Source organism: Phycicoccus sp. Root563 (genome assembly GCF_001427915.1).
Classification (GTDB): domain Bacteria; phylum Actinomycetota; class Actinomycetes; order Actinomycetales; family Dermatophilaceae; genus Pedococcus.
Genome location: NZ_LMGM01000001.1, coordinates 3,174,805 through 3,200,595, shown reverse-complemented (window position 1 = coordinate 3,200,595; position 25,791 = coordinate 3,174,805). Strand labels below are relative to the sequence as shown.

The 25,791-nt window shown below is 73.0% G+C and carries 26 protein-coding genes; 17 read left to right on the top strand and 9 right to left on the bottom strand.

Annotated features, from left to right (window positions below):
• The first annotated feature begins 400 nt into the window (after positions 1–400).
• Genes ASD62_RS15260 through ASD62_RS15250 form a run of 3 tightly spaced genes read left to right on the top strand, consistent with a single transcriptional unit; the run spans position 401 to position 3,575 of the window.
• Positions 401–2,302 (top strand): CocE/NonD family hydrolase, encoded by a 1,902-nt coding sequence (locus ASD62_RS15260; RefSeq protein WP_082580859.1) that lies wholly within the window; start codon positions 401–403, stop codon positions 2,300–2,302.
• A gap of 59 nt (positions 2,303–2,361) precedes the next feature.
• Positions 2,362–2,979, top strand: a complete 618-nt coding sequence (locus tag ASD62_RS15255) for a ClpP family protease (protein WP_082580858.1) — start codon at positions 2,362–2,364, stop codon at positions 2,977–2,979.
• Positions 2,976–3,575 carry a ClpP family protease gene (locus ASD62_RS15250; protein ID WP_056916677.1) on the top strand — a complete coding sequence of 200 codons (600 nt, stop codon included), beginning with the start codon at positions 2,976–2,978 and terminating at the stop codon, positions 3,573–3,575. Before ASD62_RS15255 ends, ASD62_RS15250 begins: the two co-directional genes overlap by 4 nt.
• Positions 3,576–3,588: 13 nt before the next feature.
• On the opposite strand, the gene ASD62_RS15245 is transcribed toward ASD62_RS15250, so the two are convergent.
• Both ASD62_RS15245 and ASD62_RS15240 read right to left on the bottom strand, forming a co-directional pair.
• Positions 3,589–3,930, bottom strand: coding sequence for a helix-turn-helix transcriptional regulator (locus ASD62_RS15245; protein WP_056916676.1), 342 nt, complete (start codon positions 3,928–3,930; stop codon positions 3,589–3,591).
• A 99-nt stretch (positions 3,931–4,029) separates the two neighbouring features.
• Positions 4,030–4,431, bottom strand: a complete 402-nt coding sequence (locus ASD62_RS15240) for a cobalamin B12-binding domain-containing protein (RefSeq protein ID WP_056916675.1) — start codon at positions 4,429–4,431, stop codon at positions 4,030–4,032.
• 124 nt (positions 4,432–4,555) lie between these two features.
• Here ASD62_RS15240 and ASD62_RS15235 point away from each other — a divergent pair, with 124 nt between their 5' ends.
• A complete protein-coding gene (locus ASD62_RS15235) occupies positions 4,556–5,578 on the top strand; it encodes an alpha/beta fold hydrolase (protein ID WP_082580857.1) in 1,023 nt (340 codons plus the stop codon).
• Between the two features lie 145 nt (positions 5,579–5,723).
• Entirely contained in the window at positions 5,724–6,515 is a 792-nt protein-coding gene (locus ASD62_RS15230; protein ID WP_157581503.1) for a M23 family metallopeptidase, read from the top strand.
• 150 nt (positions 6,516–6,665) lie between these two features.
• Here the strand turns inward: ASD62_RS15230 and pcrA are convergent, their stop codons facing one another.
• Positions 6,666–9,110, bottom strand: a complete 2,445-nt coding sequence (pcrA, locus tag ASD62_RS15225; protein ID WP_056916673.1) for a DNA helicase PcrA — start codon at positions 9,108–9,110, stop codon at positions 6,666–6,668.
• Positions 9,111–9,155: 45 nt separating this feature from the next.
• Here pcrA and ASD62_RS15220 point away from each other — a divergent pair, with 45 nt between their 5' ends.
• Positions 9,156–9,722 (top strand): GNAT family N-acetyltransferase, encoded by a 567-nt coding sequence (locus tag ASD62_RS15220; protein ID WP_056916672.1) that lies wholly within the window; start codon positions 9,156–9,158, stop codon positions 9,720–9,722.
• 66 nt (positions 9,723–9,788) lie between these two features.
• Positions 9,789–11,165 (top strand): MFS transporter, encoded by a 1,377-nt coding sequence (locus tag ASD62_RS15215; RefSeq protein ID WP_056916671.1) that lies wholly within the window; start codon positions 9,789–9,791, stop codon positions 11,163–11,165.
• Between the two features lie 176 nt (positions 11,166–11,341).
• On the opposite strand, the gene ASD62_RS15210 is transcribed toward ASD62_RS15215, so the two are convergent.
• Positions 11,342–12,682 (bottom strand): FUSC family protein, encoded by a 1,341-nt coding sequence (locus tag ASD62_RS15210; protein ID WP_157581502.1) that lies wholly within the window; start codon positions 12,680–12,682, stop codon positions 11,342–11,344.
• A 73-nt stretch (positions 12,683–12,755) separates the two neighbouring features.
• Between ASD62_RS15210 and ASD62_RS15205 the strand changes: the two genes are divergently transcribed.
• The 4 genes from ASD62_RS15205 (at position 12,756) to ASD62_RS15190 (ending at position 16,376) form a co-directional block, all read left to right on the top strand.
• Positions 12,756–13,583, top strand: coding sequence for a uracil-DNA glycosylase (locus ASD62_RS15205; protein WP_056917439.1), 828 nt, complete (start codon positions 12,756–12,758; stop codon positions 13,581–13,583).
• A gap of 4 nt (positions 13,584–13,587) precedes the next feature.
• Positions 13,588–14,157, top strand: coding sequence for a GNAT family N-acetyltransferase (locus ASD62_RS15200; RefSeq protein ID WP_056916669.1), 570 nt, complete (start codon positions 13,588–13,590; stop codon positions 14,155–14,157).
• Between the two features lie 97 nt (positions 14,158–14,254).
• Entirely contained in the window at positions 14,255–15,238 is a 984-nt protein-coding gene (locus tag ASD62_RS15195; protein ID WP_056916668.1) for a quinone oxidoreductase, read from the top strand.
• A 31-nt stretch (positions 15,239–15,269) separates the two neighbouring features.
• Positions 15,270–16,376 (top strand): DNA polymerase IV, encoded by a 1,107-nt coding sequence (locus ASD62_RS15190; RefSeq protein ID WP_056916667.1) that lies wholly within the window; start codon positions 15,270–15,272, stop codon positions 16,374–16,376.
• A gap of 6 nt (positions 16,377–16,382) precedes the next feature.
• Here ASD62_RS15190 and ASD62_RS15185 read toward each other — a convergent pair whose 3' ends face one another.
• Positions 16,383–16,739 carry a hypothetical protein gene (locus tag ASD62_RS15185; protein WP_056916666.1) on the bottom strand — a complete coding sequence of 119 codons (357 nt, stop codon included), beginning with the start codon at positions 16,737–16,739 and terminating at the stop codon, positions 16,383–16,385.
• Positions 16,740–16,884: 145 nt separating this feature from the next.
• On the opposite strand from ASD62_RS15185, the gene ASD62_RS15180 reads away from it, so the two are divergent.
• Positions 16,885–17,391, top strand: coding sequence for a pyridoxamine 5'-phosphate oxidase family protein (locus tag ASD62_RS15180; protein ID WP_255354144.1), 507 nt, complete (start codon positions 16,885–16,887; stop codon positions 17,389–17,391).
• An 18-nt stretch (positions 17,392–17,409) separates the two neighbouring features.
• Here ASD62_RS15180 and ASD62_RS15175 read toward each other — a convergent pair whose 3' ends face one another.
• Together ASD62_RS15175 and ASD62_RS15170 are read right to left on the bottom strand one after the other, a co-directional pair.
• Entirely contained in the window at positions 17,410–18,090 is a 681-nt protein-coding gene (locus ASD62_RS15175) for a response regulator transcription factor (protein ID WP_056916665.1), read from the bottom strand.
• Positions 18,077–19,492, bottom strand: a complete 1,416-nt coding sequence (locus tag ASD62_RS15170; protein ID WP_082580854.1) for an ATP-binding protein — start codon at positions 19,490–19,492, stop codon at positions 18,077–18,079. Before ASD62_RS15170 ends, ASD62_RS15175 begins: the two co-directional genes overlap by 14 nt.
• Positions 19,493–19,617: 125 nt before the next feature.
• Between ASD62_RS15170 and ASD62_RS15165 the strand changes: the two genes are divergently transcribed.
• Positions 19,618–21,042 (top strand): PspC domain-containing protein, encoded by a 1,425-nt coding sequence (locus tag ASD62_RS15165; protein ID WP_056916664.1) that lies wholly within the window; start codon positions 19,618–19,620, stop codon positions 21,040–21,042.
• A gap of 5 nt (positions 21,043–21,047) precedes the next feature.
• Entirely contained in the window at positions 21,048–21,587 is a 540-nt protein-coding gene (locus ASD62_RS15160) for a hypothetical protein (RefSeq protein WP_056916663.1), read from the top strand.
• Positions 21,588–21,599: 12 nt separating this feature from the next.
• Here ASD62_RS15160 and ASD62_RS15155 read toward each other — a convergent pair whose 3' ends face one another.
• Complete coding sequence (locus tag ASD62_RS15155) at positions 21,600–22,289, bottom strand: NUDIX hydrolase (protein WP_056916662.1); 690 nt, start codon at positions 22,287–22,289, stop codon at positions 21,600–21,602.
• Positions 22,286–23,410, bottom strand: coding sequence for a glycosyltransferase family 4 protein (locus ASD62_RS15150; protein WP_056916661.1), 1,125 nt, complete (start codon positions 23,408–23,410; stop codon positions 22,286–22,288). The genes ASD62_RS15155 and ASD62_RS15150 overlap by 4 nt, the downstream gene beginning before the upstream one ends.
• Before the next feature lie 35 nt (positions 23,411–23,445).
• Between ASD62_RS15150 and ASD62_RS15145 the strand changes: the two genes are divergently transcribed.
• The 3 genes from ASD62_RS15145 to ASD62_RS15135 are packed head-to-tail and all read left to right on the top strand — an operon-like array spanning position 23,446 to position 25,782.
• Complete coding sequence (locus ASD62_RS15145) at positions 23,446–24,267, top strand: PIG-L family deacetylase (RefSeq protein ID WP_056916660.1); 822 nt, start codon at positions 23,446–23,448, stop codon at positions 24,265–24,267.
• Positions 24,264–25,352, top strand: coding sequence for a lysylphosphatidylglycerol synthase domain-containing protein (locus ASD62_RS15140; RefSeq protein WP_056916659.1), 1,089 nt, complete (start codon positions 24,264–24,266; stop codon positions 25,350–25,352). The genes ASD62_RS15145 and ASD62_RS15140 overlap by 4 nt, the downstream gene beginning before the upstream one ends.
• Complete coding sequence (locus ASD62_RS15135) at positions 25,345–25,782, top strand: hypothetical protein (protein WP_056916658.1); 438 nt, start codon at positions 25,345–25,347, stop codon at positions 25,780–25,782. The genes ASD62_RS15140 and ASD62_RS15135 overlap by 8 nt, the downstream gene beginning before the upstream one ends.
• Positions 25,783–25,791 lie beyond the last annotated feature (9 nt).

The window sequence follows — 25,791 nt, the reverse complement described above, 5'->3', positions numbered from 1 at the left end:
GATGGGGTCCCGCACCACGAAGCGACGTCGATCCCCCTCCGAGACGGCACAAGGTGACCGTGGGCGTCGGCGCCGTGCCGACCTAACCTTTCGTGCGGACACAGGGTCAATGAATCTTGCGAAGACTTTGCCAAATGCGTGGGAACCTGCGGTTCAAGGGGATTCGTCACCATGTTTCTTCTGCTCTTGGCCAAGTTCGTGCCATCGCGGGGGCCGACGGCAGGCCCCGCGGTCCACGCCTCGGTACGCGAGATCCACGATGTGGCTACTTCACCGGGGGCGACCCTGGCGGCACGGTGAAGGCCGCGAGCTCGGTGAACGTAACCGCGCGAGCGGTGTCGTCGTTGTCAGTCCACCGAGGCGTCGCCACCCGGCTCGCCCGCACTCCCGTGGAGGCTCGATGTCGCGCCCGTCCCCGTCCCCAGCCCGCCGGCTCACCGCCCTCGCGCTCGCACCCCTCGCCGCGGTCGCCGTCGGCGGCACCGTCGCATCGACGCCTGCCTCCGGCGCGACACCGTCCGCCACCTCCCTCGGCGCCGTCGACACGTACACGGGACTGAAGTTCACGGTCCCGGCCGGCAACGACGACCTCGGGCGGCCGCAGACGTGCACCATCGACGCGGACCTCTACAAGCCCCACTCGGCCAGCAGGTCGGCCCGGGTGCCCACCATCCTCACGACCAACGGCTTCGGCGGGAGCAAGGACGACCAGGCCGGGCTCGGACGGGCGTTCGCCGCGCGGGGCTACACCGTCCTGTCGTACACCGGTCTCGGCTTCCCGGACAGCGGCTGCAAGATCTCGCTCGACGACCCCGGCGTCGACGGGGTGGCCGCGTCCTCCCTCGTGACGTTCCTCGGTGGCGGTGGCAGCGCGCCATACGCCTCCGCGCAGGTGGGCGGCACCACCAGGGCCGCCGGCACGCTCACGGTGGACTGGACCGTCCTCGACGACCCGGCCAAGCACGACCCACGACTGGGCATGCTGGGTGGTTCGTACGGTGGTCAGATCCAGTTCGCCACTGCCGCAACGGATCCACGCGTCGACACGCTCGTTCCCCTCATCACCTGGAACGACCTGCGCTACTCGCTGGCCCCGAACAACACCAGCCTCCGCGGGGTGACCTACGCGAACTCGAACCCCGGCACCGAGAAGATCGGCTGGTCCGGGTTGTTCTTCGGCATCGGCATCCTCGACGGCCTCCAGGGGACGGCGATCGACCCGAAGCGCAACGTCGGCTGCCCCAACTTCGTCCTCGAGGCCTGCCAGGCGAAGGCGACGCTCGACACGCTCGGCCATCCCACCTCGGACACGTACCGCCTCACCGACCGCGTCTCGGTGGCGCACTACATCGACAAGGTGAAGGTGCCCACGTTCCTCATCCAGGGCGAGAACGACACCTTGTTCAACCTCCAGGAGTCGGTTGCGACCTACCGCTCCCTGAAGTCCCGCGGCGTCCCGGTGACGATGGCCTGGCAGTCGTGGGGCCACTCGGGCGGCAGCAACGGCAACACGGGCGCGGCCCCCGGCGAGCTGGACCTGACCGGCCAGCACATCGAGGACACCTACCTGGGGCTGCGTGTGAAGAACTGGTTCGACCACCACCTCAAGGGCTCGACCGTGTCGACCGGCCCCGAGTTCGCCTACTTCCGCGACTGGGTCCCCTACACCGGCAGCGCCGCACCGGCCTACGCCAGCGCCGCCGCCTTCCCCGTCGGCGCCCGCCGCACGTGGTACCTCTCCGCTGCCGACGAGCTGGTTGCCTCGAGGAGCCAGGTGCAGCCCGGCTCGACGACCTGGTCCAACCCGGGCCTCGGAGTCCCCGCCTCCTACAGCGAGGTCTCCGGACTGGAGGGACAGGTGTCGCTGCCGCCCGGCGTGACCGCTCCGTTCGACACCCCGGGCACGGTCGGTGCGTGGTCGACCGCGCCGCTGGCCTCGGCGGTGGACGTCGTCGGCTCGCCGACACTCGACGTCAGGCTCGAGTCACCGGCGGCCGCACTGACCCAGGCAGCCGGCCCCACCGGCCAGCTGCAGGCCTTCGCCAAGCTCTACGACGTCGCACCCGACGGCTCGAAGACGTTGGTGCACAAGCTGATCAGCCCGGTGAGGGTCGCCGACGTCACCCAGCCCGTGCACATCGAGCTCCCGGCGATCGTCCACCGGGTGCAGGCGGGGCACCGGCTGCAGCTCGTGCTCGCGAGCACCGACGCCGCCTACAAGAACGCCTATGCCGTGCAGCCGGTCACCGTGCACGCCTCGCCCACGGCCCCGGCCGCCTTCAGCGTCCCCGTCGCTCCCTAGGTTCTGCTCACAGCAGCGAACGCTGGGCGTGCCGACGACGGTGCGCCCAGCGTGGGGCCATGCGCGACACCACCGCCCCAGCCCAGCCCCCAGACGCCCACCTCTCCAGCCGGCTGCTCGAGCAGCGGATCATCGTCCTCGACGGCGAGCTCGACGACCACGGAGGCACTCGCCTCTGCTCCCAGCTGTTCCTCCTGTCCGCCGAGGACCCGCGCGCCGACATCAGCCTCTGGATCAACTCCCCCGGCGGATCCGTCCCGGCCATGCTGGCGATCCACGACGCGATGCGCCTCGTGCCCAACGACGTCTCGACGCTCGCCCTCGGGCTGGCGTGCAGCGCGGGCCAGTTCCTCCTCACGGCCGGCACGCACGGCAAGCGGTACGCGCTTCGGCACTCCCGCATCCTCATGCACCAGGGCTCGGCCGGGATCGGCGGGACGGCCGTGGACATCGAGCTCCAGGCCGAGGACCTGCGCTCGACCGTCGAGACCGTCCTCGGACTGATCGCGGAGCACACCGGCCAACCCCTGGAGAAGGTCCGGGAGGACTCGGCACGAGACCGGTGGTACTCGGCCGACCAGGCGCTGGAGTACGGCTTCGTCGACCACGTCCTCGAGTCGCTCGACAGCGTCCGTCCCCGGCGGGCCACGCGGACCGGGCTGGGAGGCGCCCGATGAGCACCTACACGATCCCCAACGTGATCCGCACCCACCCGCGGGGCGACCGGGTGATGGACGTCTACAGCCACCTGCTGAGCGAACGCATCGTCTACCTCGGCACCGAGATCGACGACGGGGTCTCAAACGCCCTCATCGCGCAGATCCTGCACCTCGAGTCCGAGGACCCCGAGCGCCCCATCGACCTCTACATCAACTCGCCCGGCGGATCGCTCACGGCCACCTTCGCCGTCTACGACGCGATGCAGTTCGTCCACGCACCGGTCGCCACGACCTGCATCGGCCAGGCGTGCTCGACAGCGGCGATCCTGCTCGCGGCGGGAGCCCCCGGGCAGCGCAGCATCCTGCCGCACGCACGGGTCCTCCTGCACCAGCCCTCGGCGCGCAGCCAGGGCGCCATACCCGACCTGATCCTCGAGGCGGACGAGGTGATCAGGCTGCGTTCCGAGGCGGAGCAGGTCCTGTCCCGGCACACCGGGCAGGCCCTGGACGTGCTGCGTCGGGACACCGACCGCGACCGGATCTTCACGCCCGCGGCGGCCGTGGACTACGGGCTGGTCGACCGGCTGGTGGCCGCGCGACCGGCGCCGGACTGACGCGGCGCCCGGGTCAGGCGGAGAGCCTGATCTCCCCGGGTGGCGGCGACGTCACGGAGAGGTGCTGGCGGCGCAGGTCCAGCGAGGCGAGGTGGGTGACCTCGACGAGGTCGCTCCCGAGCGCACCGGTCACCGCGGCCAGCACCTCCGAGGACGGGTCCTTGCGACCCCGTTCGACCTCGGACAGGTACTGCGGCGAGATCCCGGCGCGCCGGGCCGTCTCGACGAGTGTGAGCCCGCGGCGTCGGCGCAGGTGGCGCAGCCGGGCGCCGACGACCTCCCGCCACAGGGGCTCGGGGCGCAGGGGTGCCGGTCGACCGTGGCCCACCAGCGTCAGGCTCGGCGCGCTGCTCATCTGCCCACGCTAGGCGAGGTGCTGACCACCGGGAAGGCGCGTTCGCCGACGGCAGAACGACCCGGACACCGGAGCCAGGGGGGGTGGTCAGCCAGGGGGTTACTGCTGGGTGACGTTGCCCCGGACCCACTCCACGATCTCGGTCGTGGTGGCACCGGGGGTGAAGACCTTGGCGACGCCGATCTTCGTGAGCTCGGGGATGTCGCCCTCCGGGATGATCCCGCCACCGAACACGACGATGTCCGCGGCGTCACGCTGCTTCAGCAGGTCCATGACCTTGGCGAACAGCGTCATGTGCGCGCCGGAGAGGACCGACAGGCCCACGGCGTCGGCGTCCTCCTGGATGGCCGCCTCGACGATCTGCTCGGGCGTCTGGTGCAGGCCGGTGTAGACGACCTCCATGCCGGCGTCCCGCAGGGCCCGGGCCACGACCTTGGCGCCACGGTCGTGCCCGTCGAGTCCGGGCTTGGCCACGACCACGCGCAACGGTGAGCTAGTCATAGCCGCACACTATCCACTCCGTGGACACATCCGGGCATCGCCTCGGGGCGACGCACGCCACACCGGCTCCGCCCGGCCCGTTGCGCGCGCGAGGGGGCACCCGCTCGGCTAGGTTCGGGGGGTCATGTCGCAGAGCAGCCCGCGTCCGCGCCGACGCCCCGCAGCGCTGCGGTCGCCGTCGGGTGACGTCCCGCGCCAGGCGCGGGCGATCGGACGGCTGGCCGGTGGGGCGGCCGGTCGGGTCACCGGGACCGTCGTCGCCGCCACCACCGCGGCCCAGGACGTGGTCGGCGGAGCTGCCAAGGCCCTCGCCACCCCCACCGGGTTGCTCGGCGCCGCAGTCGAGGCGGCCTGGCTCACGACGCACCTGGCGCTGTACCCCTGGGGCCTGGTCGGACGACACGGTCGGGACAGCCAGCTGGAGTACCGCGTCGAGCACCTGCCCCCGACGCAGCGCGGGCTCGTCATCTCCGACGTGGAGGCTGCGGGGACGCCGATCCTGCTGGTCCACGGCATGGTCGACAACCGCTCGATCTTCACCCTCCTGCGGCTCGGCCTGCGCCGCCGCGGGTTCGGCCGGGTCGTGAGCATGAACTACTCGATGTTCACCGCCGACGTCCGCGTGGCCGCCGCGCAGCTGGCGGAGGAGGTCGAGGCCCTCGTGGCCGAGACGGGGTACGAGCGCATCCACGTGGTCGGGCACTCGATGGGCGGCCTGATCGCCCGGTACTACATCACCCGCCTGGGCGGCGACGCCCGCGTCCACACGCTCGTGACGCTGGGGACCCCGCACCAGGGCACCTACACGGCCTACGGCTGGCACAACCAGCTGACCCGCCAGCTGCGACCGCACAGCGGCCTGATGCGCGAGCTCGACCAACCCGTGCCGCAGTGCCGCACGCGCTTCGTCGTCTACTGGTCGGACCTGGACCAGATGGTCTTCCCGCAGCGCAACGCCGCCCTCGAGCACCCCGACCTGAGCGTGCGGAACATCGACCTCCACGGGGTCGGCCACATGTCACTGCCCATCATCGGCAGCGTGGTGCACGGCATCTCCTCGACCCTGGCGCACCTCGACTCCGAGGGGCACACGGTCACCCCCGGCGTGACCGAGCTCCCCCGTCGGACGTCCCGCGCAACCTCCTGACCTGCGAGGACGTCGCGGTCCGGCCGAGCAGACCCATTCGGCGGTAGAGGATAACGTCCCGACCGTGGACGCGCATTTTGGATAACGAACTGGTCACGCTACGGTATTGGCTTCCGTGTCCCCGCACGCAAGGCAACTTTTCTCCGTGAGCTCCTCCCCCTCCTACCAGGGCCGTCACCGCGTCCCGGGCCGCCACCGTGCGCCCCGGCGTGGGCCGCGCATCCCCGCAGGATTCCGTGGCGGCTTCGTCCTCCCGACGGCGGCAGCCGCTGCCCTCGTCGTGACGACGACCGGGGCCACGGTGGCCGAGTCGTCCCCGGTCCACCTCGACCTCGCGGGCACCCAGGCCAAGAGCCGGGCCCAGAGCGCCGCCCTCGCGGAGTTCGACCGCGTCGAGGCCACCCAGCAGCGTGAGCTCCAGGTGACCACCGCCGAGAGCCGGGCCGTCGAGGCCCAGCGGATCGCGCGCAGCGCCGAGCGCGCGGCGGTCGCGAAGAAGAAGGTCGCCGCCGCTGCGATCGCCAAGGCCGAGGCCAAGCGCAAGAACGCCGAGAAGTGGCTCATGCCGATCAAGGGCGCGGTCTTCACCTCCGGCTTCGGCTGGCGCTGGGGCCGGATGCACCAGGGCGACGACTTCGGCACGCCCGTAGGCACCCCGCTGCACGCCATGTCGACGGGCACCATCGTCTTCGCCGGCGTCCAGGGCGGCTACGGCAACAAGGTCGAGATCGAGTACTGGGACGGCACCGTGTCGGTGTACGGCCACATGAACTCGATCAGCGTCAAGGAGGGCGACAAGGTGGCCCCCGGCGACCTGGTCGGCACCTCCGGCAACACCGGGCACTCGACCGGCCCCCACCTGCACCTCGAGATCCACCCCGAGGGCGGCGCGGCGATCGACCCGGCCCCCTGGCTCAAGGACCACGGCCTCCAGTAGGCCCCATGCGCACCGACGAAGGCGCCCCGCGGACTCCCGCGGGGCGCCTTCGTCGTCCGGCCACGCCCCATACCCGGGTATGGCGCCGGGCCGACCGAGCCCTGCGGGCCAGAGCCCGCGGGCTGGAGCCTGCGGGCTGGAGCCTGCGGGCTAGAGCTTCTCGAGCGGGGCGTAGCGCAGCAGGAACCGCTTGACACCGGTGTCGCCGCCGAAGTCGACGTGCGCCTGCGTCTTGTCGCCCTCGCCCTCGGTCTTGACGACCGTCCCCATGCCGTAGCTGTCGTGGGTGACCTTGTCACCGGCGTGCAACGAGATGAGCGGGCGGTTGCCGGGCGAGCGGACACCGGGACGCTCGGCGAGGCGGGCGACCGCCGGGGTCGAGGAGCGCCGGTAGCTGGTCGCGGCCTCCGCACGCTGCCAGTCGACGAGGTGGGCCGGGATCTCGTCGAGGAACCGGCTCGCCGGGTTGTACTGCGGGGCTCCCCACGCAGAGCGCACCGCGGCGCGCGAGAGGTGCAGTCGCTCGCGGGCCCGGGTGATGCCGACGTAGGCCAGCCGCCGCTCCTCCTCGAGCTCCTTGGGGTCGCCCAGGGACCGCAGGTGCGGGAAGGTCCCGTCCTCGAGCCCGGTGAGGAACACGACGGGGAACTCCAGGCCCTTCGCGGTGTGCAGCGTCATCAGCGTCACGACCCCGAGGTCCTCGGCCTCCTCGCCGTCGGGGATCTCGTCGGCGTCTGCGACGAGCGACACCTGCTCGAGGAAGTCCTCGAGGGTGGCGACCTCGCCGGTCTGTGCGCGGGTCTCGTCGAACTCCTGGGCGACCGCCACGAGCTCGGCGAGGTTCTCGACCCGGGTCTCGTCCTGCGGGTCGTGGGACGCACGCAGCTCGGCGAGGTACCCGGACTTCTCGATGACGGCCTCGAGCAGCGCACCGATGCCCTGCTCGTCGTCGGCGTGGACGCGGCCGAGCTCCTCGAGCAGGCCGGTGAAGCCCTTGATGGCTGCGACCGAGCGGGTGGCGATGCCGGGAGCGTCCTCGGGTCGGCCGAGGGCGGCGACGAACGGGATGCGCTCGCGCTCGGCCAGGGCCGCCACGCAGGCCTCGGCGCGGTCACCGATCCCGCGCTTGGGCACGTTGAGGATGCGGCGGAGGTTCACCGTGTCGGTGGGGTTGGAGATGACGCGCAGGTAGGCCAGGGCGTCCTTGACCTCGCGCCGCTCGTAGAACCGCGTGCCACCCACCACCTTGTAGGGCAGGCCGACCCGCACGAAGACCTCTTCCAGCGCCCGGGACTGGGCGTTGGTGCGGTAGAAGACCGCGACGTCCTTGGGCTTCACGCCGGCCGAGTCGCCGAGCTCGTCGATCGTCTTGGCCACGAAGGCGGCCTCGTCGTGCTCGTTGTCGCCGACGTAGCCGACGATGAGGGCGCCGTCGCCGCTGTCGGTCCAGAGGTTCTTCTTGCGACGCTCGGGGTTCTTTGCGATGACCGAGTTGGCGGCCTGGAGGATCGTCTGGGTCGAGCGGTAGTTCTGCTCGAGCAGGATGGTCCGCGCGTCGGGGTAGTCCTGCTCGAACTCCACGATGTTGCGGATCGTCGCGCCGCGGAAGGCGTAGATCGACTGGTCGGCGTCGCCGACCACCACGAGCTCGGCGGGCGGCACCTCGGGTCCGTCACCCAGCGGCATACCGGCCGTGCCGGCGGCACCACCGACCAGCTCACGCACGAGCTGGTACTGCGCGTGGTTGGTGTCCTGGTACTCGTCGACGAGGACGTGGCGGAACCGGCGGCGGTAGTGCTCGGCGACGTCGGGGAACGCCTGGAGGATGTTGACCGTGGTCATGATCAGGTCGTCGAAGTCGAGGGCGTTGGCCTGGCGCAGGCGCCGCTGGTAGCCGGTGTAGGCCTCGGCGAGCATCCGCTCCTGGTGGGTGCCCTCGGCGACCTGGGACGAGAAGGTCTCCTCGTCGACGAGCTCGTTCTTGAGGTTGGACACCTGGTGGCTGAACGACCGCGGCGGGTAGCGCTTCGGGTCGAGGTCGAGGTCGCGCATGACCATCGCCATGAGCCGCTGGCTGTCGGCGGCGTCGTAGATGGAGAACGTCGACTTCAGCCCCACCTTGGTCGCCTCGCGGCGCAGGATCCGCACGCAGGCCGAGTGGAAGGTCATGACCCACATCGCCTTGGCGCGAGGGCCCACCAGGGCGGCGACGCGCTCGCGCATCTCGGCCGCGGCCTTGTTGGTGAAGGTGATGGCCAGGACCTGGCCGGGCTGCACCCCACGGGCGCCGAGGAGGTAGGCGATCCGGTTGGTGAGGACACGGGTCTTGCCCGACCCGGCACCGGCGACGATGAGCAGGGGCGAACCCTCGTGCAGCACGGCCTCACGCTGCTGGGTGTTGAGTCCCTCGAGCAGGCTCTCGGGGTCGGCGTGACGGGCGGCGGCGTCGTCGGGCCCATGGCCCTCGGCGGCGGCCTGGGCCCACGTGGGCACACCACGCTCGTCCACGGCGGTCGCTCGGGCAGCCGCTGCCGAAGGTCGGGAGTCGGGAGACGGGTGACCGTCGAAGGGCAGGTCGTCGAACAGCGTGCTCATGTTGGCCCCAGCCTACGTGCCCGTGCCGACAGGTAGCGTCGCCGCATGACCCGTCTCGTCGCCCCGCACCTGCGCCACCAGGAGTCCTACCTGACGGCGTCCGACGAGTTCCTCGCGTCGCGGGAGCAGCGTGACGGCGACGGCGACTGGGTGCACGAGCCCGAGCCCGGGTACGCCGGCTTCAGCTTCACCCGCGAGAGCCTGCGCGACCCGGAGGAGTTCGCCCGGTTCGTCGCCCTGCGGCGGCGCGCCCGGGACGACGACGCCCCGCGCCGGCACGCCTGGACGCCCGTGACGTTCCTGTGGATGGTCGTCGGCGACGAGTACGTGGGGTCGATGGCGATCCGGCACCGGCTCACCGACCGGCTGCTCGAGGAGGGCGGCCACATCGGCTACAGCGTCCGCCCCACGGCGCGTCGCCGCGGGCACGCCAGCCGGGCCCTGGCCCGCGCGCTGGTGCTCGCCCACGGGGTGGTCGACGGCCCGAGCGTGCTCGTCACCTGCCTGGAGGAGAACGTCGGGTCGCGGGCCGTCATCGAGGGCAACGGGGGCGAGTACGAGGACAGCCGCAACGGGGTGCGCCGCTACTGGATCCCGACCCGGCCCGCCTGAGGCCTGCGCCGGGCGGGCGCGGGTTCGGGCGGAAAACCCGGTTGCCCTGCTGCGTATCGTGAGGACGTGGCCACCGACACCCGGGTGAGGGACCTGCTGCGCGAACGCCCGTTCGCGCTGCTCGTCAGTGCCCGGACCCTGTCGATGCTCGCCGTGGCGTTCGCGCCCGTCGCGCTGGCCTTCGGCATCCTCGACCTCCCGGGCGCCACCCCCACCACGCTGTCGGTGGTCCTCGCCTCCGAGGCGGTCGCCGTGGTCGTGTTCATCCTCGCGGGCGGCGTGGTCGCCGACCGCTACCCGCGCCACCGCGTGCTCCAGGCTGCGGAGTGGGCCAACGCGCTGGCCCACGCCGCGCTGGCCCTGATGATCGGTATGGAGCGCGCGCCGCTGTGGGGGCTGGTGGCCGCCGCGGTCCTGTCGGGCACGGCCACGGCCACCGTCTGGCCGGCGCTCACGGGGATCATCCCGGAGGTGGTGCCGCCCGAGCACCTCCAGCAGGGGAACGCGCTGCTCGCCCTGGGCACCAACATCGCCCGGGTCTCCGGGCTCGTCGCCGGTGGTCTCGTGGTCGCGGCCGTGGGAGGCGGGTGGGCGCTGGCGCTGGCGAGCGCCTCGTTCGCCGCGGCGGGGGTGATGGTGGCCCTCATCCGCCTGCCCTCGGGGGCCGCCGAGCCAGCCTCCGGGGAGCCCGACGGGGACGTGGCCGTCGGGCAGGGCGCCGACGGGGCCGGGCTCGTCGGGGACGCGGTCGTCGACGGGACCCCGGTGGCCGACGGGTCGGGCTCGGTGCTCGCGGACCTGCGCGACGGATGGGACGAGTTCCGGTCGCGGCAGTGGCTGTGGGTCGTCGTCGTGCAGTTCTCCCTGCTCGTCATGGTGTTCCAGGCGGCGCACCTCGTCCTGGGGCCGGTGGTCGCCCGGAACGAGCTCGGTGGGCCCACCGCCTGGACCGCCGTCCTGACCGGTGAGGCGGTCGGGCTGATCGTCGGCGTCCTGGTGGCCCTGCGCCTGCGTCCTCGTCGCCCGATCCTGCTCGGCGTCGTCCTCACCCTGGGCGCGGCGCCGCCCTACCTCCTGCTCGGCGCCAGCGCCCCGCTCTGGGTCGTGGTGCTCTCGGCCTTCGTCATGGGTGTCTGCTTCGACCTGTTCGGCATCCTGTGGCAGACCACGATGCAGCGGGTCATCCCGGCGGCCGCGCTGTCCCGGGTGAGCTCGTACGACGCGCTCGGCTCGCTCATGCTGGGTCCGCTCGGCCTGGTCCTGGCCGGACCGGCGGCCGAGCGCTTCGGCGCCCACCGCGCGCTGCTCGTCTGCGGTGTCGTCATGGTCGTGTCGACGGCGCTCGCACTGCTGTCGCCGGGCGTCCGCAACCTCTTCGCCCCCGGTCCGGCAGGCACGCAGCCGCTCGCGGCCGACCCCGACCCGGTGCACCCGCTCCCCTGACGCTCGGCCGCCCACCCGGCAGCGGGGACTACCAGCGCCGGATCCGGCACGAATGGCCCTCGGCGTCGCCGGCCAGCGGCGATTCGCGCCGGAAACAGCACCGGTGGACCGCCGGGATCCGCACATCAGGGGAGGTCAGGGCAGGTCAGCGCGGGTCGGCGCGGAGTCTTCGCGGGTCAGCGCGGCTGATGGGTGGTGCTCGTGCCCGAGACCGCGTCGGGCGCGCCCGACCAGCTGCCGTGGCGCCGCGTGCGTGCGCCGGGCAGGGCGTCGCGCACCAGTGGGGCGACCACCGAGATGGGTGCCGGCCGCTGCCACGCGGCCCGCAGCCGGGCCCGTCGCTCGAGGTCGAGCTGCACGAGCACCTGCTCCACCGCGGCCAGCACCGAACCCCTCAGCAGCCACAGCTCGACCCGCCCCTCCGGCCGGCTCGTGAGGAGCTCGGTGAGGATGGCGCGGGTCTCCCGCAGGATCTCCAGGCTCTCCGCGAGCGCCTCCTCGGCACGCTCCTGCGCCCCACCGGCCTCGGCGTGCACGAGCCGCCCGTAGGCGCGCAGGCAGTCGGCCACGTCGGCCAGGACCACCGAGAGCGCCTGGCGGGCGTCCTCGTCGAACGCGTCGTCCGCGGCCGCGCCGGCAGCCTCGTCCCCGTCGGCGTCGGGCGGGAGCTCGGCGAGGATCACCGTGAACAGCGCCCGGATCGCCAGCAGGCTCGCCTCGAGCCGGTCCAGGCCCTCCCGCAGCCCCGGCTCGACGTCGGTCGTCGTCAGGGCCCGCGGGTTGAACCGGCGCCCCTCCTTGACCTGCGTCACGACCGCCGACGCCTCTGCCACCCGGGCGGCCACCCCGCGCGTCTCGTCGGCCCACCTCTCGACCTCGCTGCGGCGCAGCCGGTCGGTGGCCATCGACCGGGAGGCCCGGTCCAGGCAGTCCGCCATGGCGTACGCGACGCGCAGCACCGCCAAACCCGCGCGGCCGCTCGGCACGGCCGACGGCAGCAGCAGGTTGAACACGACCCCCACGGCCGCCCCGACGAGGGTCAGGGCGACCCGTGCCTCGGCCGCCACGTCCGGCGACCCGACAGCCAGGATGAGCATGGCGCTGATCGGGACCTCCAGCGCCTGCTCCCCGAGCCGGAAGACCTTGGCGAGCACCAGCGACGCAGCGATCACGGCCGCCAGGCTCCACCACGACAACCCCGCCAGCGCCGAGAACGCCACGGCCACCAGCACCCCGGTGAGGACGGCACCGACGCGCAGCACGCTCATCCGCAGCGTGGAGAACGCCGACGCCTGGACCACCAGGAGAGCCGTCAGCGGCGCCGTCAGGTCGGTCGAGATGCCCGTGACCCGGCCCGCGATGAGCCACGCGATGACGGCGGCCGAGGTCAGCCGCAGCACCCACGCGAGGGTCGGTCGCAGGCGGGTGGGCAGGTCGGTCCAGCGGGTGGGCCGCCCCGGCCAGGCCCGGTCGGCGACCACCGCCAGCCACCCGCGTTCGTCTCTCGCCTCGGCCACGCCCCGAGGGTGGCACGACCCGGGCGCGGGCGACAGGCGAGCGCCCGGGCACCTGCGCGTCTACCGTGGCCGCGTGGGCGACTCGCACCCCGTCACCGGGCAGCCGTTCGACTCCCCGGTGCCGCCCGGCACGGGGTGGCCCGGGGACCCCGCCACCGGTCATACCCCCGTGGCGTCGTCACCCGAGGAGGTGGCGGAGCTCGCCACGGGTGCGCCCGACGTCGCCGAGCTCGACGCGCGGGTGAGCGTGTGCCGCGCGTGCCCGCGCCTCGTGCAGTGGCGGGAGTCGGTGGCCACGACCGGCCGGCGCGCGTCGTTCGCGGACCAGCCCTACTGGGGCCGTCCGGGACCCGGCTTCGGGGACCCCGACGCGCAGGTCCTCGTCGTGGGTCTCGCCCCTGCGGCCAACGGCACCAACCGCACCGGCCGCATGTTCACCGGCGACCGGTCCGGGGACTGGCTGTATGCCGCGTTGCACCGCGGTGGGTACGCCAACCAGCCGACGTCGTGGGCCTCCGGCGACGGACTGGTCCTGACGAACCTGCGCATCGTCGCGGCGGTCCGCTGCGCACCACCCGACAACAAGCCGACCACCGTCGAGAAGGCGACCTGTGCCCCGTGGCTGGACCGCGACCTGGCCCTGGCAGCGCCGCGGCTGCGTGCCGTCCTCGCGCTGGGGGCGATCGGGTGGGACGCGTTCCTGGGGAGCGCCCGGCGGTCGGGGTGGGAGGTGCCCCGGCCCAAGCCGCGGTTCGGCCACGGCGCCGAGGCGCTGCTCAGGACGCCGGCCGGGCGCGAGGTGCGGCTCGTCGGGAGCTACCACGTGAGCCAGCAGAACACCTTCACCGGCAAGCTCACCGAGCCGATGCTGGACGCCGTCATCAACCGGTTGGGAGAGTAGGCGGATGGTGCGGCTGGCGACCCCGCACGTCCGGTTCCACCGCTCGTTCCTCGAGGCGGCTGACGAGTTCCGCGCCGCCGGGGAGGCGACCTACGACGGGATCGTCAACTGGCCCGCCGAAGGCGACTTCCCCGGGGTGGTGTTCACCCGCGAGGCACTGGACGACCCGGCAGAGTTCGAGCGCCTGGTCGCCAACCGCGTCGGGGACGCCGACGAGGCGAGCCTGCGCCCTCCGGGCTGGTCGACTGCGACCTACTGGTGGATGGAGGACCCCGAGCGGCCGGACGAGTACGTCGGGTCGATCTCGCTGCGGCACCGGATCGACCACCCCCTGCTCGCGAGCATCGGCGGCCACATCGGCTACGGCGTGCGGCCCGGAGCACGGCGGCGAGGATTCGCCAGCGACGCGTTGCGGCAGGTCATCCCGATCGCAGCCACCCGCGGGATCGACCGGCTGCTCGTCACCTGCGACCTCGACAACACCGCCTCGGCGCGCACGATCGAGGCCAACAGGGGACGCTTCGAGCGCGAGCAGAGCGGGAAGCGGCGCTACTGGATCGAGACCGGCGCCTGAGGCTGTGCCGCCCCGGGTTCGAGCGGCAGCAGGACCCGCAAGGCTCCGGTCAAGGCCCTGGTCGCCTACCAGAAGGCGCTCGCCTAGCGTAGGGAGCATGGCTTCCACCACTCCCGCCCTCGTGGTCCCCCGGCACGGCGACTCCTCGGTCCTCGAGGTGCGGGAGTGGGACGTCCCACCGCCCGGCGGGGGTGAGGTGCAGGTCGAGGTGGCAGCGGTCGGCGTCAACTTCATCGACGTCTACCAGCGCCAGGGCGTCTACCCCATGGACACCCCGTACGTCGCCTGCTCCGAGGGCGCCGGCACGGTGACCGCGCTGGGCGAGGGGGTGACCGGAGTCGCCGTCGGCGACCGCGTCGCCTGGGGCTCCGGCCTCGGGTCCGCCGCGAAGGTCGCCAACCGGGCGGTCGACTCGCTCGTGCCCGTCCCCGACGGGGTCGACCTCCACGTCGCCGCAGCCGCCATGCTCCAGGGCATGACGGCGCACTACCTCGTCAACTCCACGTATGCCGTGGGGCCGGGCACCGTGGCCCTGGTGCACGCAGCAGCGGGCGGGGTCGGCCAGCTGCTCGTGCAGATGGTCAAGGCCAAGGGTGGCCGGGTGGTTGCGACGGCGGGTTCGGCCGACAAGCTGGAGATCGCGAAGGCTCTCGGCGCCGACGCCACGATCAACTACAGCGACGTCGACGACCTCGCCGCCGAGGTGCGAAAGGCCAACGGGGACAACGGGGTCGACGTCGCCTACGACGGCGTCGGCAAGTCCACGTTCGACGCCTCGCTCGCCTCGCTGCGCCCGCGCGGGATGATGGTGCTCTTCGGCGGCGCCAGCGGTCAGGTGCCGCCGTTCGACCTCCAGCGGCTCAACACGGGTGGCTCGCTGTTCGTCACCCGACCGACCCTGGGCAGCTACCTCCAGACGCGTGAGGAGCTGCTCGAGCGAGGCACCTCCGTGCTCGGCGACATCGCGGCCGGACGCCTCGCCATCGACGTCGGCGGCCGCTACGCCCTCTCCGACGCCGCCACCGCCTACGACGACCTCGAGGCCCGCCGCACCAGGGGCAAGCTGCTGCTGGTCCCCTGACACCGTCACCCCTGCCGGGCAGGATGGGCCCATGGCACCCGAGGTCCAGCCCGCCGCCCGGCCCTGGGTCCTGCACGTCGACCTCGACCAGTTCATCGCGGCGGTGGAGATCCTGCGCCGCCCTGAGCTCGCAGGCCTGCCCGTCATCGTCGGCGGACGCGGCGACCCCACCGAGCGGGCCGTGGTGTCCACCGCCTCCTACGAGGCGCGCGCCTTCGGCGTCCACTCCGGCATGCCGCTCAAGCTCGCCGTCCGCAAGTGCCCGGAGGCCGTCGTGCTCGCCGTCGACGGACCCGCCTACGACGCCGCGTCAGCCGAGGTGATGGCCACCCTCAAGGCCGTTCCCGGGGCGGTCGTCCAGGTGCTCGGGTGGGATGAGGCGTTCGTCGGCATCGAGACCGACGACCCGTGGGCGGTGGCCCGGTCGATCCAGGCCGCGGTGCTCGAACGGACCGACCTGCACTGCTCGGTCGGGGTCGGCGACACGACGGTGCGCGCCAAGATCGCCACCGACTTCGGCAAGCCGCGCGGGGTGTTCGAGCTGACGCGTGACAACTGGTTCGAGGTGATGGGGGCGCGCCCGACGGATGCCCTGTGGGGCGTCGGGTCCCGCATCGCCGCCAGGCTTGCTGCCCACGGCATCGCGACGGTGCACGACCTGGCCACGGCCGACGAGGCGGTGCTGGCGAGCGAGTTCGGCCCGTCGATGGGACCGCACTACCGCCGGCTCGGCCAGGGCGCCGGCACGACCACCGTCGACGACACTCCGTGGATCGCCCGGGCCCACGGACGCGAGACGACCTACCAGACCAACCTCGTGGAGCCGCAGGAGATCTCGGACGCCGTGCACGCCCTTGCCGAGCAGGTCGTCGAGGACATCCGCCGCGAGGACCGCGCGTGCGTGCGGGTGCACCTCAAGGTGCGCTTCGCGCCGTTCTTCACGACGACCCGGATCCGCAAGCTCGCCGAGCCGACGTTCGACGCCACGGTCATCGCCACGACCGCGCTCGAGCTGTTGCGGGGCCTGGGCGACGACCGGCCGATCAGGCTGCTCGGGGTGAGGGCGGAGATGGTGCCGCCCGAGGGTGGCTACGACCCACCGCGCACCGTCGGTCGCGGCGGCCCGCCCGCCCGCTGAGGGGCGTCAGCTCCAGACGGCCGCGACGACGACGTTGAGGGCGCCGAGGGCCCCGGCGGCGGGCACGAGCCCCGCGCCGTCCTGTCCGCGCTTGGTCCGGGCCCGACCGATCTCCACGAGGGCGAGGGCCGCGATCGCGATGAGCAGCTTGACGCCGATCTTGGTGTGGTTGAGGTTCTCGTCGAGCGAGCTCACGGCCTCGGCGAGCCCCACGAGGACGAGCCCGGTGACGAGCTGCGCTCGGGCACCCCACGCCATGACGCTCGTGGAGCCGGCGCCGGCCAGCAGCACCAGCCAACCACCGACGAGGGCGGCCATGCCGAGGAGGTGGGCAACGACGACGAGGTCGTACACGAGCTGCATACGTGGATCCTATCGGCGGCCACGGTGGACCGGCCGGACCGCGGTCTGCGCTGCGACGGCTGCAGGAGGTGCCGCCTCGCGGCCCGCGGGTTAGCGTCGAAGCACAGGCCCCTGAGCAGGGCAGATGCCGACGAAGGACGTACCCGTGACCCAATCGCAGCACACCCCGAAGCACGACCCCGACTCCGTCGCCAAGGTGCGCGACCTCGTCAAGGACGAGCGCACGTGCATGTTCACGACGATCGGGCCCGACGGCGCCATCGTCAGTCGCCCGATGGCCACGCAGGAGGTCGAGTTCGACGGCGACCTGTGGTTCTTCGCCTCGGCCGCCTCCCCCAAGGTGTCCGAGGTGCAGGCCGACCCGCGCGTGAACATCGGGTACGCCGGTTCGTCCTCGTGGGTGTCCGTCTCCGGCACCGCCGAGGTCGTCCGCGACGTCGCGAAAAACAAGGAGCTGTGGAACCCGTTCGCCGAGGCGTGGTTCGCCAACGGCCCGGAGGACCCCGACGTGGTCCTGCTCAAGGTCAGCACCGAGACCGCGGAGTACTGGGACACCCCCGGCGGCAAGGTGGCCAGCGTCATCGCCCTCGTGAAGAGCAAGGTGACGGGCGACCGTCCGGACGTGGGCGACAACGAGACCGTCCAGCTCTAGCCCCCAGATGGGTCGCCGTCAGAGCAGGCGGCGGCCCATCGCCCAAGCCGTGAGCTCGTGGCGCGAGGACAGCTGGAGCTTGCGCAGCACCGAGGAGACGTGGGTCTCGACGGTCTTGACGGAGATGAAGAGCTCCTTGGCCACCTCCTTGTACTGGTAGCCGCGGGCGATGAGCCGCATCACCTCGCGCTCACGGGCCGAGAGGCGGTCGAGCTCCTCGTCGACCTCGGCGATCTCGCCCGCGGCCGCCCCGAACGCGTCGAGCACGAAGCCCGCCAGCCGCGGCGAGAAGACCGCGTCCCCGTCGGCCACCCGCTGGATCGCGCGAGTGAGGTCGGTGGCGCTGATCGTCTTGGTCACGTACCCGCGCGCACCGGCGCGGATCACCGCGATGACGTCCTCGGCGGCGTCGGAGACCGACAGGGCGAGGAACCGCACTGGCTGGCCGGCGGTGGTCTCGAGCCCGCGGCACCCGTGCAGGACGTCCACCCCACCGTTGCCGTTGCCCCCGGGCAGGTGGACGTCCAGGAGGACCACGGGCGGCTTGGCCAGACGGATCACGGCGATGGCGGTGTCGACGTCGGGCGCCTCGCCCACGATGGACACCGCGTCGCCCAGCTCGGCCTTGACCCCGGAACGGAACATCCGGTGGTCGTCGACGAGCACGACCTCGACGGGCTTGCGGTCAGGCGTGTTCACGGGTCTCCTCGGGGACGGGCTGGGACGGCGGCGTGGCCGGTGGCGGTGCGGTGGCCGGTGGCGGTGCGGTGGGCGGCGGGGTCGCGGGCACCGGAGGGAGGGTGAGCACGACCTCGGTGCCGTGCTCGAGCCGGCGGACCCGGGCGGTGCCGCCGTGCCGGTCCATCCGGCCGAGGATCGACTGGCGGACGCCGAGGCGGTCGTCGGGCACCTCCTCGAGCTCAAACCCGGGTCCGTGGTCGCGGACGAACGCCTCGACGCCGGACGGACCCACCTCGAGGTAGAGGGACACCGGCGCCGCACCGTGCCGGACGGCGTTGAGCAGCGCCTCGCGCACCGCCCGGGACAGGGCCAGGCCGCCGTCGTCGAGCGGCCGGTCGCCGGTGGCAACCAGGTCGATGGGTGTGCCGTGCAGGTCCTCGACCTCGTGGGCCACCTCGGCCACGGCGGCGGCGAGCGTCGCATCGCTGTCGGTGGGTCCGGCATACAGCCACGACCGCAGCTCACGCTCCTGCGCGCGGGCGAGCTGGGTGACGGCGGCGGGGTCGTCGGCCTTGCGCTGGATCAGGGCCAGCGTCTGCAGGACGGAGTCGTGCAGGTGGGCGGCGATGTCTGCGCGCTCGGTGGCGCGAGCGCGTTCGGCCTGCTCGTGCCGCAGGTCCGACCAGAGGCTCAGGCCCCAGGGTGCGGCGATGAGCGCCACTCCGGCGAGCACGGCGACCACGGCGGCACCGATGTCCCAGATGGCCTCGAGCGACCGACCACGGGTGGCCATGATGACCAGGCCCGCAAGCGCCAGCACCCCACCGAAGACGAGTCGTGCCGCACTGAACCGGCCGGTCCCGGAACCGTCCCCGAGCCACCGCCCCCGCTGTCGCTCGTCGAGCTGCGACCACGCCAGCACCGCACCGGCCGCGACGACGAGCAGGGGCAGCAGGATGCCGAGACGCGCGTTGAGGCCGGCGTTCTGGGCCACGACGACGAGACCGACGGCCAGCATGAGGCCACCGACGAGCAGCACCCGCGTGGCGTCTCGCTCGGCCTCGGGCAGGGCCCCCACCGGAGCACCCACGGGGGCACCGCCACCGGGACCTCCCGTCTCGCCCACCGGGTCGGCCGGGTCCATGGTGGGGCGCTGGCCGTTGACCAACCCGCCCCGGGACAGCGGCGTCAGGGCCCACAGGAACACGTAGGCCACCAGCCCGGCGCCCGTGGGGATCGACAGCACGACGAACAGCACGCGGATCCAGCGCACGGACCAGCCCAGGTGCTCGGCCAGTCCGGCGCTCACGCCGGCGATCACCTTGCCCTCACCGGGGCGGGTGAGGACGCGGCGGGCGGCGCGGCGTTCTGCGGCCCTCGCCTCCTGTGGGGGGACGGGCCGCTCGTAAGGAGTCGGCATGCCCTCATCCTGACCTACTCCGGGGCGGAAAGAGACCCTCCTCAGGGTGCAGAGCGGGGCTCTCGGGGTCCGTTCAGGGTCGACCCTCATGGTTCCGGGGCCTGCGCGTCGACACCATGGATGACATGACGCAGACCTCTGGGCCCACGACGGGCCCGACGAACGACACCAACGCCTCGGGCCTCGACCGCTTCTTCGGCTGGCTCCGGTCCATCGACCTGCGCCGCGACGGCGACGACAAGTGGCTGGCGGGCGTGTGCTCCGGCATCGCCACCCGGCTCGGGGTGGACCCCATCGTCATCCGCGCGGTGCTGGTGCTGCTCGTCGTCATGGGAGGGCTCGGCATCACCGTCTACCTCATCGCCTGGGCGTTCCTGCCCAACGACAAGGAGGACATCGTCGCCGAGCGCGCCCTGCGCGACGGTGACGTGCTCGGCATCATCCTGCTGATCGTCATCGGCCTGTCGCTGGTCGGCGGCACCGGGTTCGCCGGCGACGTGCCCGGCATGGGCTGGATCTGGTGGGTGGTCATCCCGGTCGGCCTCGTCTTCTGGCTCGTCACCCGCAAGCGCGACTCGGGCCCCTCCTTCCAGCCGGCAACCGCACCGGCTGCCATGCAGGGAGCCACGCAGGCACCCACCTGGACCACCGACACGAGCACCCGCTCGGCAGACGCCGACGTCGAGCAGGCCGAGCGGTCGCAGCCCGGCACCTGGGCGAGCGTGGCCACCCCCACCTCGGCGGCCACCTCCTCGACGACGACCGCGCCCACCGCCCCGTATGGCGCTGCCACCCCCCCCGGTGGCGGCTGGCCCCCGGCTCCTCCGGCTGCCCGGCAGCCGCGTCCCCCCAGGCCTCCGCGTGCACCGAAGCCGCCGCGTCGGCGCTCGGGCGGGTTCGGCGCCACCCTGCTCGTCGGCGGACTGGCCGTCGCGGCCTACGGCCTGACCTCGTGGGCCCACCAGGCCAACCACTGGGCCGGCAGCGACCAGACGGTCGCCCTGTGCGCCGCCCTCGGGGTGGTGGGCCTGGGCGTCCTCGGCCTCGGTCTCGCGGGCCGCCGAGCCGGCTTCACCGGGTTCCTCGCGGTCGTGCTGGCCCTGGTCACCTGGACCTCGTCGGTCGTGCCGGACGTGACGTTCGGTGGCGGCATCGGCGAGCGGGTCTGGCGCCCGTCGGTCACGGACACCACCGAGAGCTACCGGCTCAGCATCGGCTCGGCCGACCTGGACCTCTCGCAGCTGCCCGACAACCCGGACACCGCGCGTCACCTCGAGGCGAGGGTCGGCATGGGCGAGCTGAGGATCCACATCCCGAAGAACCTGACGGTCGAGGTGCACAGCTCGGTCGCCGCGGGCGACATCACCCGCGCGGACTTCGGGTCGTTCGACCCGCTGCCCCCGTCGCTCGACTCCGACCCGATCGTCCACGACGACACCAATGACAACGGACGCAACATCAGCACGGTCCAGACCTTCGGCACCGGCGACGCCGACGTCGTCATCGACGCCCACGTCGGCCTCGGCCAGATCCTGATCGGCAAGGAGTGAACCCCATGAACGAGACCAACGACCCGACGAGCACCCCCCAGGACGAGGACACCGAGGCCACCGTGGACGACCGCACCCAGCAGCTCCCCCGCACCGAGGCGACGCAGCAGCTGCCCGTGGAGGACGAGGCGGAGTCGACGCAGATCCGAGAGCCGATCGAGACGGCGGTGTTCGGCGCCGTTCCGGCCGCCGAGGCTCCGCCCGCCGACGACCCGACCGCACCGACCGCACCGATCGCACCGATCGCCACGGCCGGCGTCGCCGCGGACGCGGCGGGCCCGGACACCACCGCTCCCACCGCCACCGCGTCGCAGCAGTGGCCGCCCCCGGTGCCCCCGCGACCGACCGGTCCGCACACCCCGGCGATCATCCTGGGCCTGGTCGTGCTCGCCATCGCGGGCATCGTCCTGGCGCAGGAGCTGGGCAACCTCACCGTCGACTGGGGCGATGTCGGCCCGCTCGGGTTCGTCGCCGTCGGCGCGGTGCTGGTCGTGCTCGGCGCCGTCGGGTTGATCAGCTCGAACCGCCGCAGCGCCCGCTCCTGACCGACCGCCCGGTCAGGTGCGGTTGAGCCACCGGGACATGTGCGGGGCGAACGACCGCCCCAGGTGGTAGCGCCCGAGGTCCTCGACCTGCACCCACCGCACCGACTCCGTCGACCCACCCACGTCGTGGACGACGGGGTCGGTCGGCGCGGGGCACCACGCGGCATACACGATCCGGACGGCGTGGAAGTCCTCCAACCGGCCGCTCGGGGCACGCCCGATCCAGTGCGAGGTGTGCGCCTCCAGGAGGCGGACGTCCTGCACCTGCTGGCCGCTCTCCTCCCACACCTCGCGGTGCAGGGCGGCGACCGGCTCCTCGCCGGGGTCGAGGCCGCCACCGGGGAGCGTCCAGCGACCGGGCGAGGACGTGAGGGCCGACAGCTCGGTGAGGAGGACGCCGCGTTCGCTGGTGACCACTCCGTAGGCGGCGGTGCGCTGGTAGGGCTCCGCGACCTCGCCGGGTTCGAGGACGAGGCCGGGGTCGGTCGGCACGTGCGGCGCCGGGGGTTCGACGACGCCGGCCGGCTCCAGGGCGTACCGCAGCGCCAGCGAGCCGTCGGGCTCCCGGACGGCGTCGAGCAGGCCGGTCACGGCCCAGCCCCGGCCGGCGAGCTCGCGGACCGGGTCGGCACCGTGCTCGAGGACGAACGCCACCTCGCGACCGTCCGCTGCCCGGCCCTGAACGTGCAGCGGGGTGCTCACCCGGCACCGGCCCGGCGGTACTCGGACTCGGCGAGGTCAACCACGGCGGGCCAGGACTGCTCGGGCGCGACGGAGGCGTTGTGCGCGGCGATGCGGTGGCGCAGCGCGTCGTCGGTGACGAGCTGCACGAGGCCGGCGACGAGCGCGTTGTCGTCGGCGCCCAGGACGCCGTCGACCCCGTCCACGACGAAGTCACCGACCCCGGTGTCGGCGCGGGCCAGCACGGGGAGACCGGCCGTGCGCGCCTCGAGGGCAGCGATCCCGAACGCCTCCAGCCGAGCCGGGGTGAGGTAGAGGTGGCTGCGCCAGTAGTTCTCCCGCAGCTCGTCGCGGGTGACCCGGCCGGGCAGGTGCACCCAGTCCCCCATCGCGTTGGTGGCGACGAACTTCTCCAGCCGCCGACGCTCCGGCCCCTCGCCGAAGATGGTCAGGCGCATCTCGTGGTCGGCAGGGAGCAGGGCCCGCGCCCGGGAGGCCACCTCCAGCACCGCCAGCGGTCGCTTGCGCGCCGCGAACCGCATCGAGGCGACGACCTCGACCGGGCCGCCGTGGTCGCGGACGCCGCCGTCCGGCGGGGTCCAGCGGGCGGGGTCGATGCCGTTGGGGAACACCCGCACCTCGTGGTCGCCCACGACCGTCCGCACCGAGGCCGCGGCCACGCCCGACACGGCCGACAGGGCGGCGCCCTGCTCGGCCCACCGGCGTGCGTGGCCGAGGAGCCGGAAGACGGGTCGCGAGCGCTCCATCAGGCAGTGCCAGGTGACGGCCGTCGGGAGGCCGAGGCCGAGCGCGACGCCGGCGAGGTCGGTGGCGAACGGGCTCACCACCCCCATGTGGACGTGGGCCACGTCGAACCCGCCGGACCGCAGCCGGCGGCGCACCTCGGGAGGCGCGAGGGGGTTCACCGGAAGCTCCCACGGCAGGCGCAGGGCCATCCGGTGCACCGGCACGTCGTCGACCACCTCGACGACACCGTGGCGCTCGCCGAGGGCTCCCGAGGTCGCGGTGAACACCTCGACCTCGTGCCCGCGAGCCTGCAGCTGGGCCGCGAGGTCATGCGTCTGGACCTCGATACCGCCCAGCCGGGGCAGGTAACAGTCCGTCAGCAGGGCCACCTTCACAGCCCAGAGCCTGCCATGCGACAGGATGGCTCGTGATGACCCACACCCTCGTGGCCTTCCACGCCCACCCCGACGACGAGGCCCTGCTCACCTCGGGGACGCTGGCACGCGCCGCCGCGGAGGGTCACCGGGTGGTCGTCGTGGTCGCGACGGACGGCGACCTGGGCCTGGCCTCGGGCGAGTTCGCCGCCGACGGCCGGCTCGGCGACCGGCGCCTCGCGGAGCTCCACGAGAGTGCGCGCGCGCTCGGGGTCGCCCGCGTCGAGTGGCTGGGGTACGCCGACAGCGGCATGGTCGGCGAGCTCGACCCCGACCCCGACGGTCGGGTGCGGTTCGTGCGCGCCGACGTCGACGAGGCTGCCGAGCGCCTCGCCACGATCCTGCGTGAGGAGGACGCCGACGTGCTGCTCTCCTACGACCGCAACGGCGGGTACGGCCACCGCGACCACGTCCGCGTCCACGAGGTGGGTGCCCGTGCCGCGGAGCTCGCCGGGACCCCGCGCGTCCTGCAGGCGACCGTCCCGCGCGACACCATGACCCGGGCCATCGACCTGGCCGCGAAGGTCTACCGCTTCCCGCCGGAGTTCGACCGCGAGGGTTTCGACCGCGCCTTCAGCGCGCGCGACGAGATCACCCACCGCATCAACGTCCGCCGGTATGCCGCCGCGAAGCGGGCTTCCATGCGTGCCCACGCCTCCCAGGCCAGCGCGGACGCCGGCGCGGACCGCACGCTCGCGGCGTTCCTGCGCATCCCGCGCCCGCTCTACGACCTGGTGTTCGGCCGGGAGTGGTTCGTGGACCCGGCTCGTCCGGCGGGGTCACCCATCGCCACCGACGTCTTCGAGGGACTGCCGTGAGCGCCTCCACGCGGGCGGGCGGCGTCGACGAGTCGACGGACCGCCCGCGGTCCTGGTCCCGGACCTTCCTGCAGGGGGCGCTGGGGCTCGGGCTGGCCGCGGTGCTGCTGGTCTGGGGCCTGCCCCGCGTCGCCCACGTGACCTGGCCGGAGATCTGGAAGGTGCTCAGCGGGGTCCCGGTGTCGACGGCGCTGCTGCTGCTCGTCGGGGTCGTCATCGGCCTCTACTGCTACACGTTCACGCTGACCGGATCGCTGCACGGCCTGCGGCACTGGCAGGCCCTCATCGTCAACGTCGCGGGGTCGTCGGTGGGCAACCTCCTCCCCGGCGGTGGCGCGGCTGGTCTCGCCGCGACCTACACGATCTGTCGGTCGTGGGGCTTCTCTCGACGGGACATCTCCACGTCGGCCATCGTCACGGGGGTGTGGAACGTCCTCGCACGAATCGCCCTGCCCCTCATAGCGATCGCCGCTCTGCTGGCCGGCGCTGACTCCGACGTGCCCAGGGCCCTCAAGGACGCCGCGGTGGCCGGGGCGGTGAGCGGCGCGCTCATCCTGGGCACGTTCGTGGCGATCCTCGTGTCGGAGCGGGCAGCGGTCGGGATCGGGCAGGGGTTCGACAAGGTGCTGGGACGGTTGTTCCGGCGGCGCAACATGAGCGTCAAGGCCCTCGTCATCGACCTGCGGGCGCGCATCAACGACATCGTCCGCACGGGCTGGCTGAGCATGTCGCTCGGGCTGGTCGGGTTCTTCGGGGTCTACTACCTGCTGTTCCTGGTGTGCATGCACACCACCGGCGTGAACCTGTTCTACGGGCAGCTGTTCGCGGCGTACGCCCTCGGTCGTCTCCTCACCGCGGTCGGGGTCACCCCCGGCGGCCTGGGCGTCACCGAGGCCGCGACCTCGGCCGCCCTCATCGCGTGGGGCGCCGACCCGGCCCAGGCCGTGGCCGGGGCCGTGCTCTTCTCGGTCTACACGCACCTCATGGAGATCCCGCTCGGCGCCCTGGGCTGGTTGGCGTGGTCGGTCAGCCCGAAGAAGGCGCCGATCGAGGACGTGGCGCACGCGGAGCCGTCCCATGGCTGAGGACGAGGCGGCCCGGCGGCGCGCGGAACGGGCCGAACGTGCCGACTACCACGTCGAGGCCGACCGCAAGCGGCGCGAACGCGAGTCGGTCAAGGCGCAGGCGATGGTCGACGAGTTCGTCGAGCAGGTCACCGCGGCCGGCTTCCCGACGCAGGAGCTGACCGCACGGCCGTGGTCGGGGAAGGGGCGCTACAAGACCGGCATCACCGGCTGGTACCTGCGCCGCGACCAGTCGATCGGCATCGGCACGGACGGGTCGTACTACGTGCTCGTCGTGCCGTCCGAACGGTTCGGACGGTGGCGCACCGTCGCCGTCGAGCCCACGCCTCCCCCGCTGCAGGTCGGGGCCGGTGCGCGCGACGGCGAGTCCGCGACCCTCGAGGAGCTGCTGCGACTGCGGCTCGCCTGGGGCAGCGACCCCGACGCCTGAGTCGTCCGC